General features: G+C 45.3%; 14 protein-coding genes and 1 riboswitch. Of the genes, 1 reads left to right on the forward strand and 13 read right to left on the reverse strand.

Annotation, left to right across the window (positions count from 1 at the left end; genetic code table 11):
• Nucleotides 1-62: 62 nt before the first annotated feature.
• From FZC40_RS08555 to FZC40_RS08615, 13 genes are all read right to left on the reverse strand, one after another.
• Nucleotides 63-941 (reverse strand): hypothetical protein, encoded by an 879-nt coding sequence (locus FZC40_RS08555; protein ID WP_148603481.1) that lies wholly within the window; start codon nt 939-941, stop codon nt 63-65.
• Entirely contained in the window at nt 938-2,446 is a 1,509-nt protein-coding gene (pilM, locus tag FZC40_RS08560) for a type IV pilus biogenesis protein PilM (protein WP_148603482.1), read from the reverse strand. The genes FZC40_RS08555 and pilM overlap by 4 nt, the downstream gene beginning before the upstream one ends.
• An 11-nt stretch (nt 2,447-2,457) precedes the next feature.
• Nucleotides 2,458-3,642, reverse strand: a complete 1,185-nt coding sequence (locus FZC40_RS08565) for a type II secretion system F family protein (RefSeq protein ID WP_148603483.1) — start codon at nt 3,640-3,642, stop codon at nt 2,458-2,460.
• Between the two features lie 35 nt (nt 3,643-3,677).
• Nucleotides 3,678-4,457: a prepilin peptidase gene (locus FZC40_RS08570; protein WP_148603484.1), complete on the reverse strand. Its 780-nt coding sequence runs from the start codon at nt 4,455-4,457 to the stop codon at nt 3,678-3,680.
• A gap of 35 nt (nt 4,458-4,492) precedes the next feature.
• Nucleotides 4,493-4,894, reverse strand: coding sequence for a hypothetical protein (locus tag FZC40_RS08575; protein ID WP_148603485.1), 402 nt, complete (start codon nt 4,892-4,894; stop codon nt 4,493-4,495).
• Between the two features lie 182 nt (nt 4,895-5,076).
• Nucleotides 5,077-5,580 carry a type II secretion system protein gene (locus tag FZC40_RS08580; RefSeq protein WP_148603486.1) on the reverse strand — a complete coding sequence of 168 codons (504 nt, stop codon included), beginning with the start codon at nt 5,578-5,580 and terminating at the stop codon, nt 5,077-5,079.
• A gap of 208 nt (nt 5,581-5,788) precedes the next feature.
• Nucleotides 5,789-5,883, reverse strand: a riboswitch (cyclic di-GMP riboswitch).
• Between the two features lie 167 nt (nt 5,884-6,050).
• Nucleotides 6,051-7,109 carry a type IV pilus twitching motility protein PilT gene (locus FZC40_RS08585; RefSeq protein WP_148603487.1) on the reverse strand — a complete coding sequence of 353 codons (1,059 nt, stop codon included), beginning with the start codon at nt 7,107-7,109 and terminating at the stop codon, nt 6,051-6,053.
• A gap of 9 nt (nt 7,110-7,118) precedes the next feature.
• The gene (locus FZC40_RS08590) at nt 7,119-8,801 is read right to left on the reverse strand and encodes a GspE/PulE family protein (protein ID WP_148603488.1); all 1,683 of its coding nucleotides are present in this window, start codon (nt 8,799-8,801) and stop codon (nt 7,119-7,121) included.
• A gap of 66 nt (nt 8,802-8,867) precedes the next feature.
• Nucleotides 8,868-11,096 carry a bifunctional diguanylate cyclase/phosphodiesterase gene (locus FZC40_RS08595; protein ID WP_148603489.1) on the reverse strand — a complete coding sequence of 743 codons (2,229 nt, stop codon included), beginning with the start codon at nt 11,094-11,096 and terminating at the stop codon, nt 8,868-8,870.
• A gap of 338 nt (nt 11,097-11,434) precedes the next feature.
• Entirely contained in the window at nt 11,435-14,635 is a 3,201-nt protein-coding gene (gene carB, locus FZC40_RS08600; RefSeq protein ID WP_148603490.1) for a carbamoyl-phosphate synthase large subunit, read from the reverse strand.
• Nucleotides 14,626-15,744, reverse strand: a complete 1,119-nt coding sequence (gene carA / locus FZC40_RS08605; RefSeq protein WP_148603491.1) for a glutamine-hydrolyzing carbamoyl-phosphate synthase small subunit — start codon at nt 15,742-15,744, stop codon at nt 14,626-14,628. The genes carB and carA overlap by 10 nt, the downstream gene beginning before the upstream one ends.
• 73 nt (nt 15,745-15,817) lie before the next feature.
• On the reverse strand, nt 15,818-17,086 hold the full coding sequence (locus FZC40_RS08610) for an adenylosuccinate synthase (protein ID WP_148603492.1): 1,269 nt from the start codon (nt 17,084-17,086) through the stop codon (nt 15,818-15,820).
• Nucleotides 17,087-17,287: 201 nt separating this feature from the next.
• Nucleotides 17,288-17,515 carry a hypothetical protein gene (locus tag FZC40_RS08615; RefSeq protein WP_148603493.1) on the reverse strand — a complete coding sequence of 76 codons (228 nt, stop codon included), beginning with the start codon at nt 17,513-17,515 and terminating at the stop codon, nt 17,288-17,290.
• Nucleotides 17,516-17,938: 423 nt separating this feature from the next.
• Here FZC40_RS08615 and FZC40_RS08620 point away from each other — a divergent pair.
• On the forward strand, nt 17,939-18,146 hold a 208-nt coding region (locus FZC40_RS08620), incomplete at its 3' end, for a glutamine synthetase III domain-containing protein (protein ID WP_243135786.1).

The raw sequence follows: 18,146 nt of genomic DNA on the forward strand, positions 1-18,146 counted from the left end.
CTTTTTTTGTATTTTCCTGCAAAGAAAGCCAGTTATTAAACCGGCTTTTCTCATCTGATATTCTATTTATCCACCATATAAACCTCAAAGGTAACGCTGATGGTAATATTTCCGCCATCCAGCACCGGTGTCCATCCGGTATAGGAACTGGTCGTGCTGGATGAATTGGTGACACTGGATACGGTGGTTGTCGTGGTTGCCGGGGCAATGGTAAAACTGGAAATAATCATATCCGGCCGGGCGGCCACGGCATCCAGCAACTGATAAAAGTTTGTTTGGGTTCCGGTCAGTGCCATCGTTACCACGCTTGTCCAGGTTGATGAACCGGTTGATGTTCCCGTTGTCGTGCTTGAACTCCCGGTTGTGCTTGCACCGGTTGTTGAACTCGTGTCCGTTGTTGTGTTCGAACCGGTGGTTGTGCTTGTGCCGGCTGTAGTGTTTGAACCCGTTGTTGAACTCGTCCCGGCTGTCGTGTTTGAACCCGTTGTTGAACTTGTGCCCGTTGTCGTGTTCGATCCGGTTGTTGAACTCGTCCCCGTGGTACCACCTGCCCCAGTCGCGTCGCCGGAGTAAGCTTCAAAAAACAGCAGCTCCTGCATGGCGTTGCTCTCAATGGCCAGGGAAGTCGGGGCCAGATTATAACTCAGGCACAGCTGTGTCAGCAGCGCATCAATTCCTTCATTGGGCAGATGAGCAGAAAAGGGCCCCTTGACTGCCGCCAGTTTTGCCTTGGCAGCATCCTGAGCCGTCATCGTGACCGGGATACTGTTAATCGCCATTTCCATGGTCTGTTGGGTATATCCTGCCTCTGTTGCCTGATCGTCAACAACTGCGTAACGTTGATAGCATGGTATCGCCACAAAATAGATGCCTCCTGAGCCAATCGCAAAACAGATCAAAATATAGATCAACAATTTTTCCCGTCGTGTCAGTTTTTTCATTGTTGATCACCCGCCTTCAAATAAGCCTGCACTGTAAAGTTGTAACCAGTAAAGGTAGTGCCCGCGGTACCGGCCATTCCCGAAGTCGTTGTTCCAGAAGTTGCGGTCGCCTTGGAATAGCCGTTATAATCCACCTGGACAAAGTACTCCGTGGCTCTTAATCGTTCCACATAACTAGCTGCTTCCTGGACACTGTTGGCGGTTGCGGCGATGCTGACACCGCCGGTTTCGCCGTCATACGTCATACTGTTTAAGGTAATCACACTGTTGCACAGGGTCGCCAGATGCGTCAGCTTATCCGAAACCAGCTTGGGGTTGCTGTTAACGGCGGTATTGATCATCTCCACGTCAGATACCTGTGAATTGATTCCCTCAACGGCATCGGTTAAATTTTTCGCTTCCAGATATTGCTGCTGATTCGTGGTATCACTGATATAGGCGTTGCTCGCATCCAGTTTTTTCTGGGCACTCATCTGTAGCAGATAGAAGGTCGAAAAAACAATTAAAAAAATCACCGCCATAACAATGGGTATTGCCAGGGCTTTATTTTCAAAGTGTCGTTCCTTTTTAACCACCAGGCTTTTTTTATAGGCGGTCAAGAGATTAATGACTTTGGTTCCCGTGAAAAACGACGCAATGGGATAAATAAATTTTCCAAAATCAAAAGTTTCATCAATCTCAAACAGCTCTTTTATGTTGCGGGTTTGGGGGATAATGAATAACGAAAGATCCGGGTCAAACACCAGATTTTTCAACGAATTTAATTCAAATTCATCCAGGCCGGCATATAAGCTGATATTCAAGGAATATTCGGATTTTTGAGACTTGTTGAATTGGATTAGCGATGAAAGCTTTGCCGACAGTTCGTCCGCAAAAGCATCGGTGCCGCGTTCCGACATTAGACGGGAGCGGGTTGAAAAAATATAAAGGCCATTTTCAAATAATATCGATAATAAATCTCTCCCGTCCAGGATGTTAATCGCCAGGGTTATGCCCTTGTAGTCTTTAGTTCCGGAAACATATTGAATAATAGCATTCAGTCCCACATCAATGCTCAGTACCCTGATTTTCAGACTTTCAAACAACGCCAGATAAGACTCAATTACCCGCTTTTCCACGCCACAACAGAACAGGTTGTTCCCGTTCGGTCCGGGAATATTTGAATAATCCACCACCAACTCTTCATAATTTCCGGCGGTGTCTTCAAGCTCAGTGGCTGTTAGTGCTGCCAGCTCCTTCGGTTTCAGCCGGGGAACCTCCACATTTTTGCTCGCAATTAAACTGCTCTCGATCACCAGTTTCATGTTGATAAACAAACCGGGATTCTCAGCCAACGCGTCGGAGAGAGTTTGTCTGATGGCTTCCTCATTGGTAATGACACCATTAATGAGAGCGCCGGCTTCCACCGGCAGTGTTTTAAAATGCTGAATCGTCAGCTGTCCACCCTTCATCGTCCCCTGGACGACCTGGATGCCATCATTTGAAAAAAATACAATTGTCTGCATAAAAAGCCTTCCTATCCGACGTTTTGGTATAAAGTTAAAATTGGCAACATCACTGACAGCATGATACCGCCAACCATGACTGCCATAATAATAATCATAATCGGTTCAATAAATGTGACCAACTGAGTCGTGGCCATCTCTGCTTCATAATCAAAAGCATCTGCCACGTCTTCCAGCATTTCATCCAGTTTTCCGGATTCTTCGCCAATATAGATGGTGGCCACCAATTTGGCATCGAAGCCGTTGATGGTGTGAATCGCTGCTGACAAAGGCTCACCATTTCGCACCTGTTCAATGGCTTTGGGAAACTGGGACTGCAAATAGGTGTTGCCGATGGTATCCCCACTGATGGTCAACGCAGTAATCATCGCCAGGCCGCTGGAATAAAGAGAGCTCAGGGTTCTGGCAAAACGTGCCGTGTAAACAATCTTCATCAGTTTGCCAACTTTTGGTATTTTCAATTTCAGCTGATCTAAAAGCAGCTTCACTTTGGGAACCGTTAATAAAAATGAAACCAAGGCAACAATGACGAGTGCTCCGATCAAATAAAAAATCCAGTAAGAGGTCAGTGAATTGCTGATATTGATCATGAACTGGGTAATGGCCGGGAGCTGAATCCCTTTAAATAAGGTAAAGAACTGTGGCAGAATCAATGTAAAAATTAAAAGTACCACCAAAATGGTGACCACAAAAAGAATCGCCGGATAAGTCATGGTGCTTTTTATTTTTCCCCGGAGTTTATGTTCCTTTTCGTAATGATCCGCCATTTTTCGGGCCGTGCCCTCCATTTGACCGCTGGCCTCACCAGATTTATACATATTAATCAGCAACAGAGGGAAGGCCCCGTTTGTTGATTCCATAGCATCGGACAAGGTATTGCCACGCTGAATTTCCTGATACAAAATGCCATAGACTTTTTTAATCGCCGGCTTGATGTCCCGCTCTTCCATGATTTTAATAGCACGTATCATCGTAATTCCTGAAGACAGCATACTGGCAATCTGTCTGGAGAAATCGGAAATTTCCATCGGTTTTAATTTGTAAGGCTTCTTCGTTTCCTGAACTTCTTTTATTTTTGTTGTAAACTCATTATTTTTCCGCAGGTTTCGACGCACCACGTCGGCATCAGATGCCTCCATGGTGCCATGGATGACCTCGGATTGTAAATTTTTTGCTGTATATTTATAAACCGGCATGAAGCCCTCCATCATTGGAATTTATCTTAACGGTATTATAACCCAAACAGACTTAAATAGCACTTAATTATTGCATCGCCAGCCAACAAAGCGGTCATGATTCCGATACATAAATAGGGGCCAAAAGCCATGTGTTTGTCCTTCGTTTTTTTAGCCAGCAGACTAACCGCCACCACCCCGCCAAGGACCAGACCGATAAAGGTTGCTAGCAGGGTATTTGGCCATCCCAGCAGAAATCCGGCCACCGCCATCAGCTTGATATCCCCGCCGCCGAAGGCCTCACCGATAAAGAGGATCATCACCAGCATCGGCAGGCTGACAACCACCATGCCGATGACTCGGGACAGCAGCTCCACCTGGGGAAAGCAGAAAAAGGACACCAGTGCCGGCACCATCAGGGCGATGACCAGTCCGTTGGGAATGGTCATCGTATCGAAATCGATCATGGTGATGCAGATCAGCATCGCTCCAACTGTAAAAACCACGATCCACTGTAAGGAAAAGCCGAAAATCCACAGTACCAGAACGGCCAAAGCGCCGGTAAAAAGCTCAATCAGCGGGTATCGCGGCGAAATCTTTTCCCCGCAGTCCGCACATTTCCCGCGCAACCAGAGATAGCTGAAAACCGGGATGTTGTGGTAGCCTTTGATTTGGGCGCCGCATTTGGGACAGAAGGAGCGGCCTTTGGCAATAGAAATCTCTTTAGGCACCCGATAGATGACCACATTGAGAAAGCTGCCGATGACCGCTCCGAACACAAAGATGTAGAGATAGAGAATGAAATTTATAAGTGCAACTGCAACGTTATCGTTCATAAAAAATTAGTTCCTTTCATACCGGTCCAAGCCATTTACTTTGATGTTTTTGCAGCGTCGGTTTTTCCGGGTGAATATTTTGTGGTTAAGCCGCTTTTGCTGTAAATGATGTAATCAATGGTGGCGTCATTATTTTCATCCACAACCTGAATAACAGCCCCCTCATTCACATCATCTCCGATGAGTGCCACCAGATCCGCCTGAACCGGAACATGATAATGCCCCAAAGCTTCAAATTCTATCGCTTTCGCCGTCGCGGCCATATACACCAACTGAGCATTGGCGGCATACGTGCTGTTGCGGGACGAAAAAACAAGACCGCCCACCACCAAGGCCGCCACCAGGAGCAGAGATACCACCGCCAGCGCGAAGCCCCGGCTGAAACCGACCGGCTGATTGTCCCGGGGGGCATATTGATAATTTTTAATTGGATTCATTATAACACATTCCCCGAAATCATTCCTTATTACTGAAGGTAAAAACTAGAATTTAACATCAGATTAAGCTGCTGATCCTTGCTCAAATTTAAACATCTCCCTACCAGCGCAGACCCATCATCGGGTCTGCGCTGGTAGGGAGATGTTACCCTATGGCGCATAGGGCGGTAGGATCTATTTAATTAATTCACAGCTGAACTAGGTGATAAATCATCTAATTGTAGTCCACCTTTTTTGTAAGTTACTTTTGTCACTTTTCCATTGGCATCAACACTTACAGTCCATAATGAACCATCTGAACTTGTTAGTCCAGTACCAGGTGTAATATCTTTATTTAAATAATTATACATCTCCAAAGCAGCACCAGTAGCTGAGCTTTTGCAAGCTGCTGATCCTAAATTAGTAGCTACTGAATCAGTTGCAGGTGAAGTAATAGTGCTCATACCAAGGTTTGTTGCTCCAGTTGTATTTCCATTTTTTCCAAATTGTTCCGTTGCTATTGCCTGTGCGGCTACATAAACTTCTCTCTGTTCAGCAACTGCCGCTTTCTTTTTTGCATCCCCCACAAATCCCAACATACTTGGTATCATGAACGCTGCTAAAATCGCCAAAATCACCAGCACCACAATAATTTCAATCAGGGTAAACCCTTTTTTGTCTTTCCGCATTCTGTTAATGAATTCCATCTACTTTTCTCCCTTATATTATTAAAATTTAAAAAATCTATAATATCACCTGCGCCACGAGGCGATTCATAATCTATCATCGGTTAACCAGATCGTTTATTGATCTTAATGTTTTTTTGCCGACACCCGATTTGCTCAGTTGTCCGGCTTTTTTCTTGATTTTTGTTTAAGCTCGTTTAAATTTTTGGTCAAAAAAAGCCACACCTTGTGTGGCAGCTGGCTATCCTATCCTGATGTCCTCCACCAAACTTAGACCCTGTAGCTTTGCGTCGCAAGCTTTCACTTGTTATGCCTCATATTGTAAATTTGCAGCTTATTTGTAACTTATTCTATGTTACATCTATTTTAAAGTCAAGTTAAACCTGCATTAATATTAGTTAATTCTGGCAATATTTCGCCTTGTTCTTTACCTTGGAACATTCGCCTGAAAAACGAAGGAGTGCGAGCTTTGCACCATAGCTCCCTCTTGCTCACTTCCCGAAATACTGGTTGAACTCCTGCTTGTCGCTGGCCCACTCCAAACCGATGTCGTAGGTAATCTGCTGCTCTTTGACCAGCCTGGCCAGATCGGAATTCAGGGTTCGCATGCCGTCCCGGCCGCCGGTTTGCATCACCGATGCCAGCTGATGGGTCTTGCTGTCGCGAATCAGGTTTAAAACCGCGTCGGTACCAATCAGCACCTCCAGCGCCGCCATACGGCCCTGGCCGTTTGCCAGCGGCACCAGCTGCTGGGTGACGACACCTTTTAAAATGCTGGAAAGCTGAGTTCTAATCTGCTGCTGGCTGTAGGGGGGAAAGACATCGATGATCCGGTCAATGGTATTGGCCGCCCCGATGGTATGCAGGGTGGATAAAACCAGATGGCCGGTTTCGGCGGCGGTGACGGCGGCCGAAATGGTTTCGAAGTCGCGCATTTCGCCCACCAGAATAACGTCGGGGTCTTCTCGCAGGGAGGACCGCAGCGCGCCGGCAAAGGAAGGCACATCCATCCCGACCTCGCGCTGATGGACGATGCTTTTTTTGTGTTCGTGTTTGTATTCCACCGGGTTCTCCACGGTCAGAATATGCAGGGCCTTGTTGGTATTGATATAATCGATCATCGCCGCCAAGGTGGTGGATTTCCCGCTGCCGGTGGGGCCGGTAATCAAAATCAGGCCGCGCGGCTCATTGGCCAGCTTTCTCATAATCGGAGGCAGCTTAAGATCTTCAAAACTCGGGATGGTATCGTTCAGCAGCCGCACAGCGGCAGCGTAGCTGCCCTGTTGTTTGTAAATATTCACCCGCTGTCTGAGGCCTTCCGGGGTCACATGGCAGAAATCCAGATCATCCCCGGCGCGGAGGAGTTTGAGTTCTGCCGGGTCGAGGATGGAGAAAATCAGCTCTTCAATCAGCTCGGGATTGTGCTCAAAATCACTTTGATACAATTGTCCGTTTTTACGAAACACCGGGGGCAGCTCGCGGGACAAATGGATGTCGGAACAATCGTTTCGACGGCCGTAGTTCACCAAGTCTAAAAAGCTTGTCTTCATTTTTCTCCCCTATTCCACATAATATGATAATTTCAGGAATTCTTCCATCGTGGTCACGCCGCTTTTCGTCAGCTGCTCCACGCTTTTTCGCAGTGGAATCAGCTTCTGGTTTTGTTCCACATAGTCATAGATATTTTCCGTGGGCTCTTTTCGGGAAATCATGGTTCGAATCGTTTTATCGACGGCCAGTATTTCATGAATCGCGGTTCGTCCTTTGTAGCCGGTGTGGTTGCAGAGATGACAGCCGCGTCCTCGATAGAGTGTCGTGACGGACTCGTCATTTAACAGTTCTCGCTCGATATCCGACGCTTGATAGGCTTCCCGGCAATTATTGCAGATCTTTTTGACCAGCCGCTGCGCCACTACTCCGGTTAGGGAATTGGCAACCATATAGGGCTCCACGCCCATATCCTCCAGCCGCGCGATGGTGGAAACCGCGTCGTTGGTATGAATGGTGGATAATACCAGATGGCCGGTGATGGCTGAACGGACGGCAATGGAAGCCGTTTCATTATCACGGGTTTCACCGACCATGATAATATCCGGGTCCTGCCGTAAAATCGAGCGCAATCCGGACTCAAAGGTCAGCCCGGCCAAAATATTCACCTGCGTCTGGTTGATATTGGCCAGATTTTTTTCCACCGGATCTTCAATGGTGGCAATATTGACGGCATTTTTACTCAGCATTTCCAGCAGCATATACAGTGTCGTTGTTTTTCCGCTGCCGGTCGGGCCGGTGATGTAGATCACCCCATGGGGACTTTTAAGCACCTGCAGCATTTTTTCGTAATCTTCAGGGGTCATTCCAAACTGTTCGGCATGATCCAGGGCGGTGTTCATGTTTAAAAAACGAAGCACCATTTTTTCCCCATAAATCGTCGGAATACTGGAGGTTCGGATGTTCATGTCGACCTTGTCGATGCGCACCCGAAAGTGTCCGTCCTGAGGGGAACGTCGTTCTGCAATATCCAGATTCGACAGTATTTTAATGCGGGCCACCAGCGATTGATGCAAATTTGGTTCCAGCGTCAGATACTCTACAATCAAACCATCGATCCGCATCCGAATGATCGTTTCATTCTCAAACGGTTCGATATGGATATCACTGGCTCCGGCGCTATAGCCTTTTAACAGCACCGAATTGACCAGATTGACAATCGGTGCATCCTTATCATTGGTGGTAATTTCTTCCACAAAAGAAATACTGGTACCGCCCACCGTTTCATTCGCCACTGTCGCCGCCTTTTTGGCTTCAATTTCGGTGTAGGCATTGTGGATGGTCTCCAGGATCACTTCCTTGGTGGCCAGCACCACATCAATGGGCATGTTGGTAATCAGGCGGACGTCTTCCATGGCATAAAAATCCAGGGGATCGTTCATCGCCACCAGCAGCCGGTTGTTTTCTTCGCTGATGGGAATAAGCGTATACTTAACCGCCATATTCTGGGGGATTTTCCCGGCTGCATCCAGGTTGATCATGGTCTCGTTAAGATCCAGAACCTCCACATTAAGGCGCTGCGACAAAGCCTGGAGCAGCTGGGCTTCTGTTACATAGCCATAATCCACCAGAATCGCTCCCAGCCGTTTGCTTTTATCAATTTTCTGATAAGCCAGCGCCTCCTGAAGCTGTTCTTCTCTGATAAACCCGGCATTTTTCAGGACATCACCAATGCGAATATTTTTTGTTTCCATTTTCCCCTCTTTTCCTCGTCACTCAAGCAGATATTATTAGCATCATTTTAACAATTTCAGGTCCGCTTATTTCTTAAAAACCATTTCTTCGAAATCACCAACCGTCATCGGTTTTCCATAATAATAGCCTTGAATGATATCGCAATTCAGTTTTCTTAAAATATCAACCTCTTCTTTGGTCTCAATGCCTTCGGCAACAACGGTCATGCCCAGTTGTTTAATTAACTCAATCATCGCTTTTACGACAATTTGGGTCCGTTCATTTTTGAGATTGTCTTTAAAAAAGCCCTGATCGATCTTGATGGTATCCAATGGCAGGGTTTCCAACAGATTGATGGACGAGTACCCTGAGCCGAAGTCATCCATCGATATTTTAAAGCCATCATCCCGGAAGTTTTTACCGACTTCAATCATCCGCTCAAGGTCTTCAAAAATAACGGATTCGGTTATTTCCATCTCCAGACAGTGTTTTTTTATGCGATAGTCATCGGTAATTTTCAGCACTTTTTGAGTGAAATCAGATTGATGCAGGTTCTTCCGAGAAATATTCACGGAAACTGTCATTTCCGGAAAACCGTTTTCTTCCCAGTGTTTGAGGATCTTGCAGGCTGCTTCGATCATGAACATATCCAGTTTTCTAATGAACCCGGTTTGTTCGAAAATCGGAATAAACGCGACTGGACTTCGCAAACCCTTTTGGGGATGATTCCAACGAACCAGCGCTTCACAACCGCAGAATTCATCGGTGTGCAGATTGTACTTCGGCTGTAGATACATTTCAAACTCATTATTATTCAGGGCTTCGTCCATGCTGTCAATGATTTCTTTTTCATCCTCAATTATTTTTCGAAAGGCATCGGAATAAAAAAACCATGCACCGTTTTCCGATCTTTTCGCGGCAATTCTGGCCATATTCGCTTTTTCTCTAATTTTTTCCAAATCTTTTGTTTCATTTTCAATTATGTAAATTCCAAAATGACAAATAATTTTTTCTTTGATCTTCAACACTTCTTTTTCGGCGTTTAAAATACGAATGAAATTTCTGATTCGCTGGGTGATTTTCCCATGGCTTAGCCCACCGCAAAATATCACAAAATGGTCCGCCGACACCCGGGCGCAGGTTTCATTTTTACCCAGATTGGCTTTCAAGATATCCATAATCAGTTTAAGGAGTTCGTTGCCACGATCAAGACCATAGGCTTCATTGATAAACCGAAACTGATCAATGTCAAAGGTCAGCAAAACATAGCTTCGCTGGTCATTTTTTTCCAGCATTTCCGTCGCTTCCAATTTGAATTTCTGCCAGTTATTTCCTCCGGTTACTTCGTCTTCAAAAGCAATTTTTGCCAATTTATTTTTTGAGCGGTTCTGAAAAATTAAAATGATCAAAAACAACAGACTGATCGCAATCAAAGCGATAACAATCAGAAAAGATGCTGATTCAAGGATTTTCATCGTTTGGACATTCACAACCCGCGTGGGGACAACCGTCATCATATACCAATCGCTGATGGTCAGTGGTTCATATACGGTATACCGCTCCAGGCCGTTATATTTGCTGATATAACTTCCACTTTCGCCCTTTTCCATCTTTGCTTTCAGGGTTTCCAGGCTATCCCCTCCGCTAAACTCAGCCTTTCCTAAAACATCAAACATGTTGTTAAAATCTCCGACACTGTTGGGATGAAGGGATCCGACCACTTCATCCCCGTTTGCTTTTACGATAAACGAATACCCTTGATTATTAAAAGTGTTCACGCCGAGGAATTCTTTAAAACTTTCGGTTTCTACGGTCGCCACAAGAACAGCCGCGACGTCATTGCCATTATATATTGGTGTTGCATAGGCATTAATCTTTTTTCCGTCGATATAATCCGTAATGGTTTCCGAAATCACTGATTTTCCGGCCAGTGCCTCCTGAAAATAGACCCGTCCGCTGATATTGCGTTCTATTCCATCAGTCGTAATCACCACTCCGTTGGGAAGGGCAATCGCCATCCGTTTATAATCGCTTTTTTGGGCCTGAAGTTTGATCAGATTGACCATCTGATCCTGATTAAAATTGCCGCTGGCCTGAATCATTCTTGCCGTTGTTTTCAAATTTTCGATCTGATTGTTCGTCTTGGATTCAACCAGCTCCACGCCCTGATTGCCGACTTCCGAAAGATATAAAAGCGTTTCTGCTTTCAATTCTCTGTTGATAACGGCTATGTAATAATAACTCGCTCCAAAAAATAGCGCAACAACGAGAATAGCAATAATACTGATTTTCGTGATATTGAATTTTGCTTTCATCTCCTATCCCTTCTGTTGCTTTGCTGTTATTTTCTATCATTGTTCTTTTTACGATTCAAATTTTTCGTTTTAAAACGATTGTTTTTATTCTATCAAATCAAAAGAACTTATTCAATGTAATTGAATAAGTTCTTTTGATAAAAAGGGTTAAATATCGATATAGTTTTCAAATTTATGTTTGCTGTCCTGCAAATTGCGTAATGCCGGATACCGTAGGGGCGGGTATTACCCGCCCGCAACAGCTGCTTCCGGCATTGCGTTTTCGGGCGATCATGGATCGCCCCTACAAGTTTAGTTCCCCAGTTCATGCATCGCACCAACACGTTTAATTTACGTTCTTAACGGATATCCTTGATATTCACTAAATCAATTTTCTCCATGGTTCGATTGGATTTCAGGCAGTCCAGCAAGGCCTGGGCGGTATCCAGAGAAGTCAGCAAGCTGATTGAGCTTTCCACCGATTTGCGCCGCATCCGAACACTATCGTTTAGCGGCATGCGCCCTTTGGTTGAGGTGGAAATCACGTAATTGATTTTTCCGCTTTCTAACAGGGTGCCGATATTCGGTTCGCCTTCCGACATGCGGCGGACCACCTTGGTGGGAATATTGTTCTCGTTGAGAATCAGCGCGGTGCCCACGGTTCCGTAAATGGTAAAGCCCATTTCGTGGAATTGACGGCCAATCGCAATGATCGGTTCTTTATCCCGGTCTTTAACCGTCAGGATTACGCCCCCGGAGCGTTCCATTTTGCTTCCTGAGGCCACCAAGCCTTTGTAGAGGGCATCCGCAAAGGTTTTTGCCACCCCCAGAACCTCGCCGGTGGATTTCATTTCCGGTCCCAATTGGGTATCCACATCCTGGAGCTTGGCAAAACTGAATACCGGTACTTTCACGGCCACGTAATCGCCTTCCGGATACAGCCCCGGGGTATAGCCTAAATCAACCAGTTTTTCTCCTAGCATCATTTTAGTGGCCAGGTTCACCATCGGAATATCCGTGACTTTTGAAATATAGGGAACCGTCCGTGACGAACGGGGATTGACTTCAATCACGTAAACTTTGCCTTTGTAAATGACATATTGAATATTGACCATACCGATAATGTCGAGGGCCTTTACCAACCGCCCGGTATAATCGACAATGGTTTGCTTCGTCTCTTCATCCAGCGTCTGGGGCGGATAAACGGAAATCGAATCGCCGGAATGAACCCCGGCTCTTTCGATATGTTCCATAATCCCCGGAATCAGGTAGTTTTCGCCATCGCTGATGGCATCCACTTCCACTTCTTTGCCCATCAGATATTTATCAATCAAGACAGGATTTTCCAGCTCATGCGTCGTGATGATGTTCATGTATTCGACAACATCCTCTTCTTCATAGGCAATAATCATGTTCTGACCGCCTAAAACATAGGATGGCCGCAGCAGTACCGGAAAGCCCAATCGATTGGCGACTTCCACACCGTCTTCGGTGGTAAACACGGTTTCGCCCTGCGGTCTGGGAATCTGACATTTTTCCAGCAGCTGATCGAAGACTTCCCGATCTTCCGCCGCATCAACGTTAGCCGGCGATGTTCCCAATACCGGCACGCCCATTTCCTCGAGATAGCGGGTCAGTTTGATGGCGGTTTGTCCGCCAAACTGAACGATGGCGCCAACGGGTTTTTCTGTTTCAACAACGGAGCGGACATCTTCCTGGGTCAATGGTTCAAAATAAAGCCGATCGGAGGTGTCATAATCGGTGGACACGGTTTCCGGATTATTGTTGATTAAAATCGATTCATAGCCCATTTCTCTTAATGCCCATGAACAATGCACGGAACAATAGTCAAACTCAATCCCCTGGCCGATCCGAATCGGACCGGATCCCAGCACCAGAATTCTTTTTTTGTCGGAGGGATGCTCTTCAATAAACAACGCGGCTTCATTTTCTTTATCCCGGGTAGAATAAAAATAAGGTGTCTGGGCGGCGAATTCGCCTGCACAGGTATCAACCATTTTAAAGGAAGCATACGTTTTTGTCGCTTCCTGAATCGACGCTCCGGATAATGCTTCGATCGTTTTATCCAGAAAGCCGATTTCCCGGGCCACACACACACGCTCTTCGGTTAATCCTTTGGTGGCCAGGTCTTTTTCCATGATGGCTAAATGACGCAGCTTGTCCAAAAACCATTTATCTATTTTGGTAATGTTAAAGATTGTATCCAGCGATACCCCTCTTTTGATGGCTTCATAAACAACAAAGCAGCGCTCATCATCGGAATCGCCCAGCATTGCCATAATTTCAGCATCGGTGGACTGTACCAGTTTATCGATTGACAATGTCTCAAAGCCTAATTCGATGGAGCGGATGGCTTTCATCATGGCATGTTCAAAGCTTGATCCAATTGCCATGATTTCTCCGGTCGCTTTCATTTGAGTGCCAAGGGTCCGTTTGGCATAGACAAATTTATCAAACGGCCAGCGCGGAAATTTCACCACAATATAATCGAGGGCCGGTTCAAAACAGGCCGTCGTGGTTCCAGTTACCTCGTTGATGATTTCATCAAGGGAAAACCCGACGGCAATCTGGCTGGCAACCTTGGCGATGGGATATCCGGTCGCTTTTGAGGCCAATGCCGAGGAACGGGAAACCCGTGGATTGACCTCGATGACCGCATAATTAAAGTTTTGCGGATTGAGCGCAAACTGGCAATTGCAACCACCCTCAACCTTTAAGGCAGAAATGATTTTCAGGGCTGAAGTCCGCAGCATTTGGAATTCTTTATCACTTAAGGTCTGACAGGGGGCGACTACGATGGAATCCCCGGTATGAATGCCCACCGGGTCGAGGTTTTCCATACTGCAGACGGTGATGACGTTCCCTTTGGCATCCCGCATGACTTCAAACTCGATTTCTTTCCAGCCGGCAATGCCCTTTTCAACCAAGATTTGGGTAATCGGGGACAGTCGCAAGCCATTCGTCGCTACTTCTTCCAGCTCTTTCTGGTTGTTGACAATCCCGCCGCCGGTGCCGCCCAGAGTAAAGGCCGGTCTGACAATTACCGGGTAACCCATGTTTAAGGCAAAAGCGACGGCCGCCTCAACGGTTGTCACCACTTCGGACGGAATACAGGGTTCCCCGATTTCCTGCATCATATCTTTAAAGGCCTGACGGTCTTCCGCTTTTTCAATGGTTTCCAGATTGGCGCCCAGCAGCTTGACGTCATGAGCCTCTAAAAAGCCTTCTTTGGCCAGCTGCATCGATAGGGTTAAACCGGTTTGTCCACCGATCGTGGAAAGAATACTATCCGGTTTTTCCATTAAAATAATCCGTCTGATGACGGTCAGCGTTAACGGCTCAATATAAACCTTATCGGCCATAATCTTATCGGTCATAATGGTGGCCGGATTTGAATTAACCAGAATGACTTCCAGTCCCAGTTTTTTTAAAGCCTTACAGGCCTGCGTTCCGGCATAATCAAATTCCGCCGCCTGGCCAATAATAATTGGCCCTGACCCGATCACGAGCACGCGTTTTACATCGCTTCTTAAAGGCATCCCTGTTGCCCCCTTTCCATGAGATTGGTAAATTTTTCAAATAAATAGCCGGTATCGTTTGGTCCCGCACTGGCTTCCGGATGGAATTGGACGGTGAAGGCATGAATATCTTTGTACTCGATGCCTTCACAGGTGCCATCATTCAAATTAAAATGGGTAACCTGTCCCACTGCTTCGGGAATACTTTCCGATACCACGGCAAAGCCATGATTTTGACTGGTAATAAAGACCCGATCCCGGGTGACATCCTTAACCGGCTGATTCATACCGCGGTGTCCATATTTAAGTTTAAAGGTTTCTCCGCCTAAAGCCAGAGCCAGCAACTGATGTCCCAGGCAAATGCCAAAAATGGGTTTCCCGTAATTAATAAAATCTTTCAGGTTTTCAATGATTTGAACGTTTTCGGCCGGATCTCCCGGTCCGTTTGACAGCATGATCCCATCGGGATTAAGGGTCCGGATTTCTTCAATGGTAGTGTTTGCGGGCATAACCGTCACGTTGCATCCCAACCGCAGCAGCATCCGCCGGATATTATGTTTATAGCCATAATCGATTAACGCCACATGATTTGCGCGGTTAACCTGACTGTAATACCAGCCCTTGTTCTTTCTGGTAACGGCCTGAACCGGATCCACCACTTTAAAGGCGCGGATTTTTTCTAACAGTTCCTCTTTGTTGTTTTCAAACGCTTCGGTGGTAATGGCGCCATTCATGGTCCCGTGTTCACGGATGACCCGGGTGATGGCGCGGGTATCCACATCCCAAATACCAATTTTATCTTGTTCGATCATAAATTCATTGATGTTTTTGGCATTTCTGAAGTTTGACGGTTCTTCGCACCATTCCTTCGTGATATAACCATTGACCCAACTTTTTTCAGATTCCATATCGTCACTGTTTATTCCGTAATTTCCGATCAGAGGGTAGGTTTGCAGCACAATTTGGCCATAATAAGATGGATCCGTTAGCACTTCCTGGTAACCTGTCATTCCTGTTGTAAAGACGATTTCTCCAATCGTGGTGCCTTCGCACCCAAAATTATAGCCTTCAAAAACGCTGCCGTCTGATAAAACCAGCCAGGCGCGCTTATCTCTTTTATAATAAGACATATCTTACCTCCGTTTTTTTATATTTTCAAAAAATACCTGATTGCAAGCAACCAGGTATTTCGTATTAGCACATTTATCGAATTGCTAAATCCTCTCGGTTCGGTCCAACGCCGACATAGGCAATGGTCGTTCCAACCAAGTCTTCGATTGTTTTTATATATTTTTTGGCATTTTCCGGCAGGTCTTCGATGCGACGGATTTTTGAAGTATCACTCAGCCATCCGGGCAAGGTGATGTAAATCGGTTCAACCCGTTCCAGATCCTCGGTGTTCGGAAATTCTTTGATGATTTTTCCATCTAATTTATAATCAACACAGAGCTTTATGACCGGCAGATCATCCAGCTTATCTATTTTACATAAAGCTAATTCATCAAATCCGTTAATCGCATGGGTGTATTTTAAGACCGGAATATCAAACCAGCCCAGGCGACGGGAACGGCCTGTTCGGGCGCCAAATTCATCATCGGGCTTTTCTCCGGTGCCCCGCAGGATATCAATGGTTCCGCCAAACTCTTCGGTTGGAAACGGCCCCGCACCGACGGCGCTGGAAAAGGCTTTAGCCACGCCAATAACCTTATCTATTTTCTTTGCCGGGAAACCGCCACTCACGGCCGCATAAGCGGCAACCGGATTGGATGAGGTAACATAAGGGAATATTCCCAGATCGATATCTTTCATTGCCCCTAACTGGCCTTCAAATAAAATGTTCTTATCTGCTTCAATCCGCTCATGCAGAAAACTGGTCGGATTGACAATCATGGGACTGATTTTGTTGGCCCAGGCTTCACATTTCTCAAAAAGTTCTGCAACCGTATAGGGTTCAATACCATAAGAACTCATTTGTTTGTTCACCACCAGAATAATATCGGCCAGCTTTTTCTTGGCATTTTCCAGATTCAACAAATCTTCAAAGCGCAAACTTTTTCGCATGGCCTTGTAGGCGTATGCCTGTCCAATGCCGCGCTTTGTAGTTCCAATACCGCCACTGACTTCCATTAATTCATCCAGTTTTTGATGATATGGCATCAGGATATGAGCTTTAGCCGACACTTTTAATCCCGCCAAACTGATATTGGCTTCGGTTAGTTGTTGCATTTCTTCGAGTAAAACATCAGGATTCACAACAACTCCTGTTCCAATCAAACATTGGCAGTCTTTATTAAAAATACCACATGGTATTAAATGAAACTTAAAAACGCCGTAGTCATTAATAACAGTATGTCCCGCATTATCTCCCCCTTGAAATCGAACGATTAGATCCGATTGTTTAGCGAAATAATCCACCATTTTCCCTTTACCCTCATCGCCCCATTGGGCGCCAACTAATACAGAAATCGACATTTATTCTCATTCCTTCCACTATATACATCAGATTAAAAAGCACGTTATCAATAGTGCTTTTTCAATCAAATACCAAGAAATCAATCTTTTTTCGAAATTTATGGGATCATTTTTTCCCAGAATATTATAACATAAAGGCGTCCAAATTGTTGCACATATTTTTGAAAATCCCGATGATATTGTTTACATTATTTGCCCAGCCTATTGTACCGGTGTTTTCTCCATCTGAGCCATCATCACCTGTCTTAATAATTCCATCGATCCGGTAAATTCTTCCAAGGTTAAACCAGGTACTTTTTCTGCCACCAATAAATAGCCGGCCTCAAAATTTTCTGCCGCATTTAACGCCATCATTAAATCCGCATCCCCCAATAGGGCATCCAGAACCTTGATATGTTTTTCTTCCTCAATTTTTATATTATCGCTCATTTTTTCTCCCTTTCCAATTGTACTTTTTAGTTTTACTATTATTATCTACAATTATTATATAATAGGGTTTCATTTTTGTAAATCATTCCCTGCTCTTTTAGCAATTTGAGAACCTTTACATGAAAATCTTTAATAACTTTCTTTACAAGCTACTGACTAATGGTTTATAATGAAGACAACTTAAAGAGAGTAGTTAATCTACGATGCAAATTAGCAATGGTGCTAATAGAAGTGTTCATGTACGCTTCTATTAGCATCTTTTTTTGTCTTTACCGGTTTTTTACCCGGGCCGTTTATGTTATAATAAATGAAGATTAAATTGTTCAATAAAATATAAATATATAGGAGGACACTCACGTGCCAGATGTTACACATGAAAATATAGCTGATATTTTTGGATCTAAAGTTTTTAATTCAGGTGTCATGCGAAAACGCCTGCCAAAGCACATTTACGCTTCTCTTCTTAAAACAATGAAAGAAGATCTACCGCTGGAAAAAAATGTCGCTGAAGTTGTCGCCAACGCCATGAAAGATTGGGCCCTGGAATTGGGTGCCACCCATTTTACCCATTGGTTCCAGCCAATGACCGGCATCACAGCTGAAAAACATGATGCCTTTATCAACCCCACCG

It is taken from the genome of Acetobacterium tundrae, from assembly GCF_008086615.1.
Lineage (GTDB): Bacteria > Bacillota > Clostridia > Eubacteriales > Eubacteriaceae > Acetobacterium > Acetobacterium tundrae.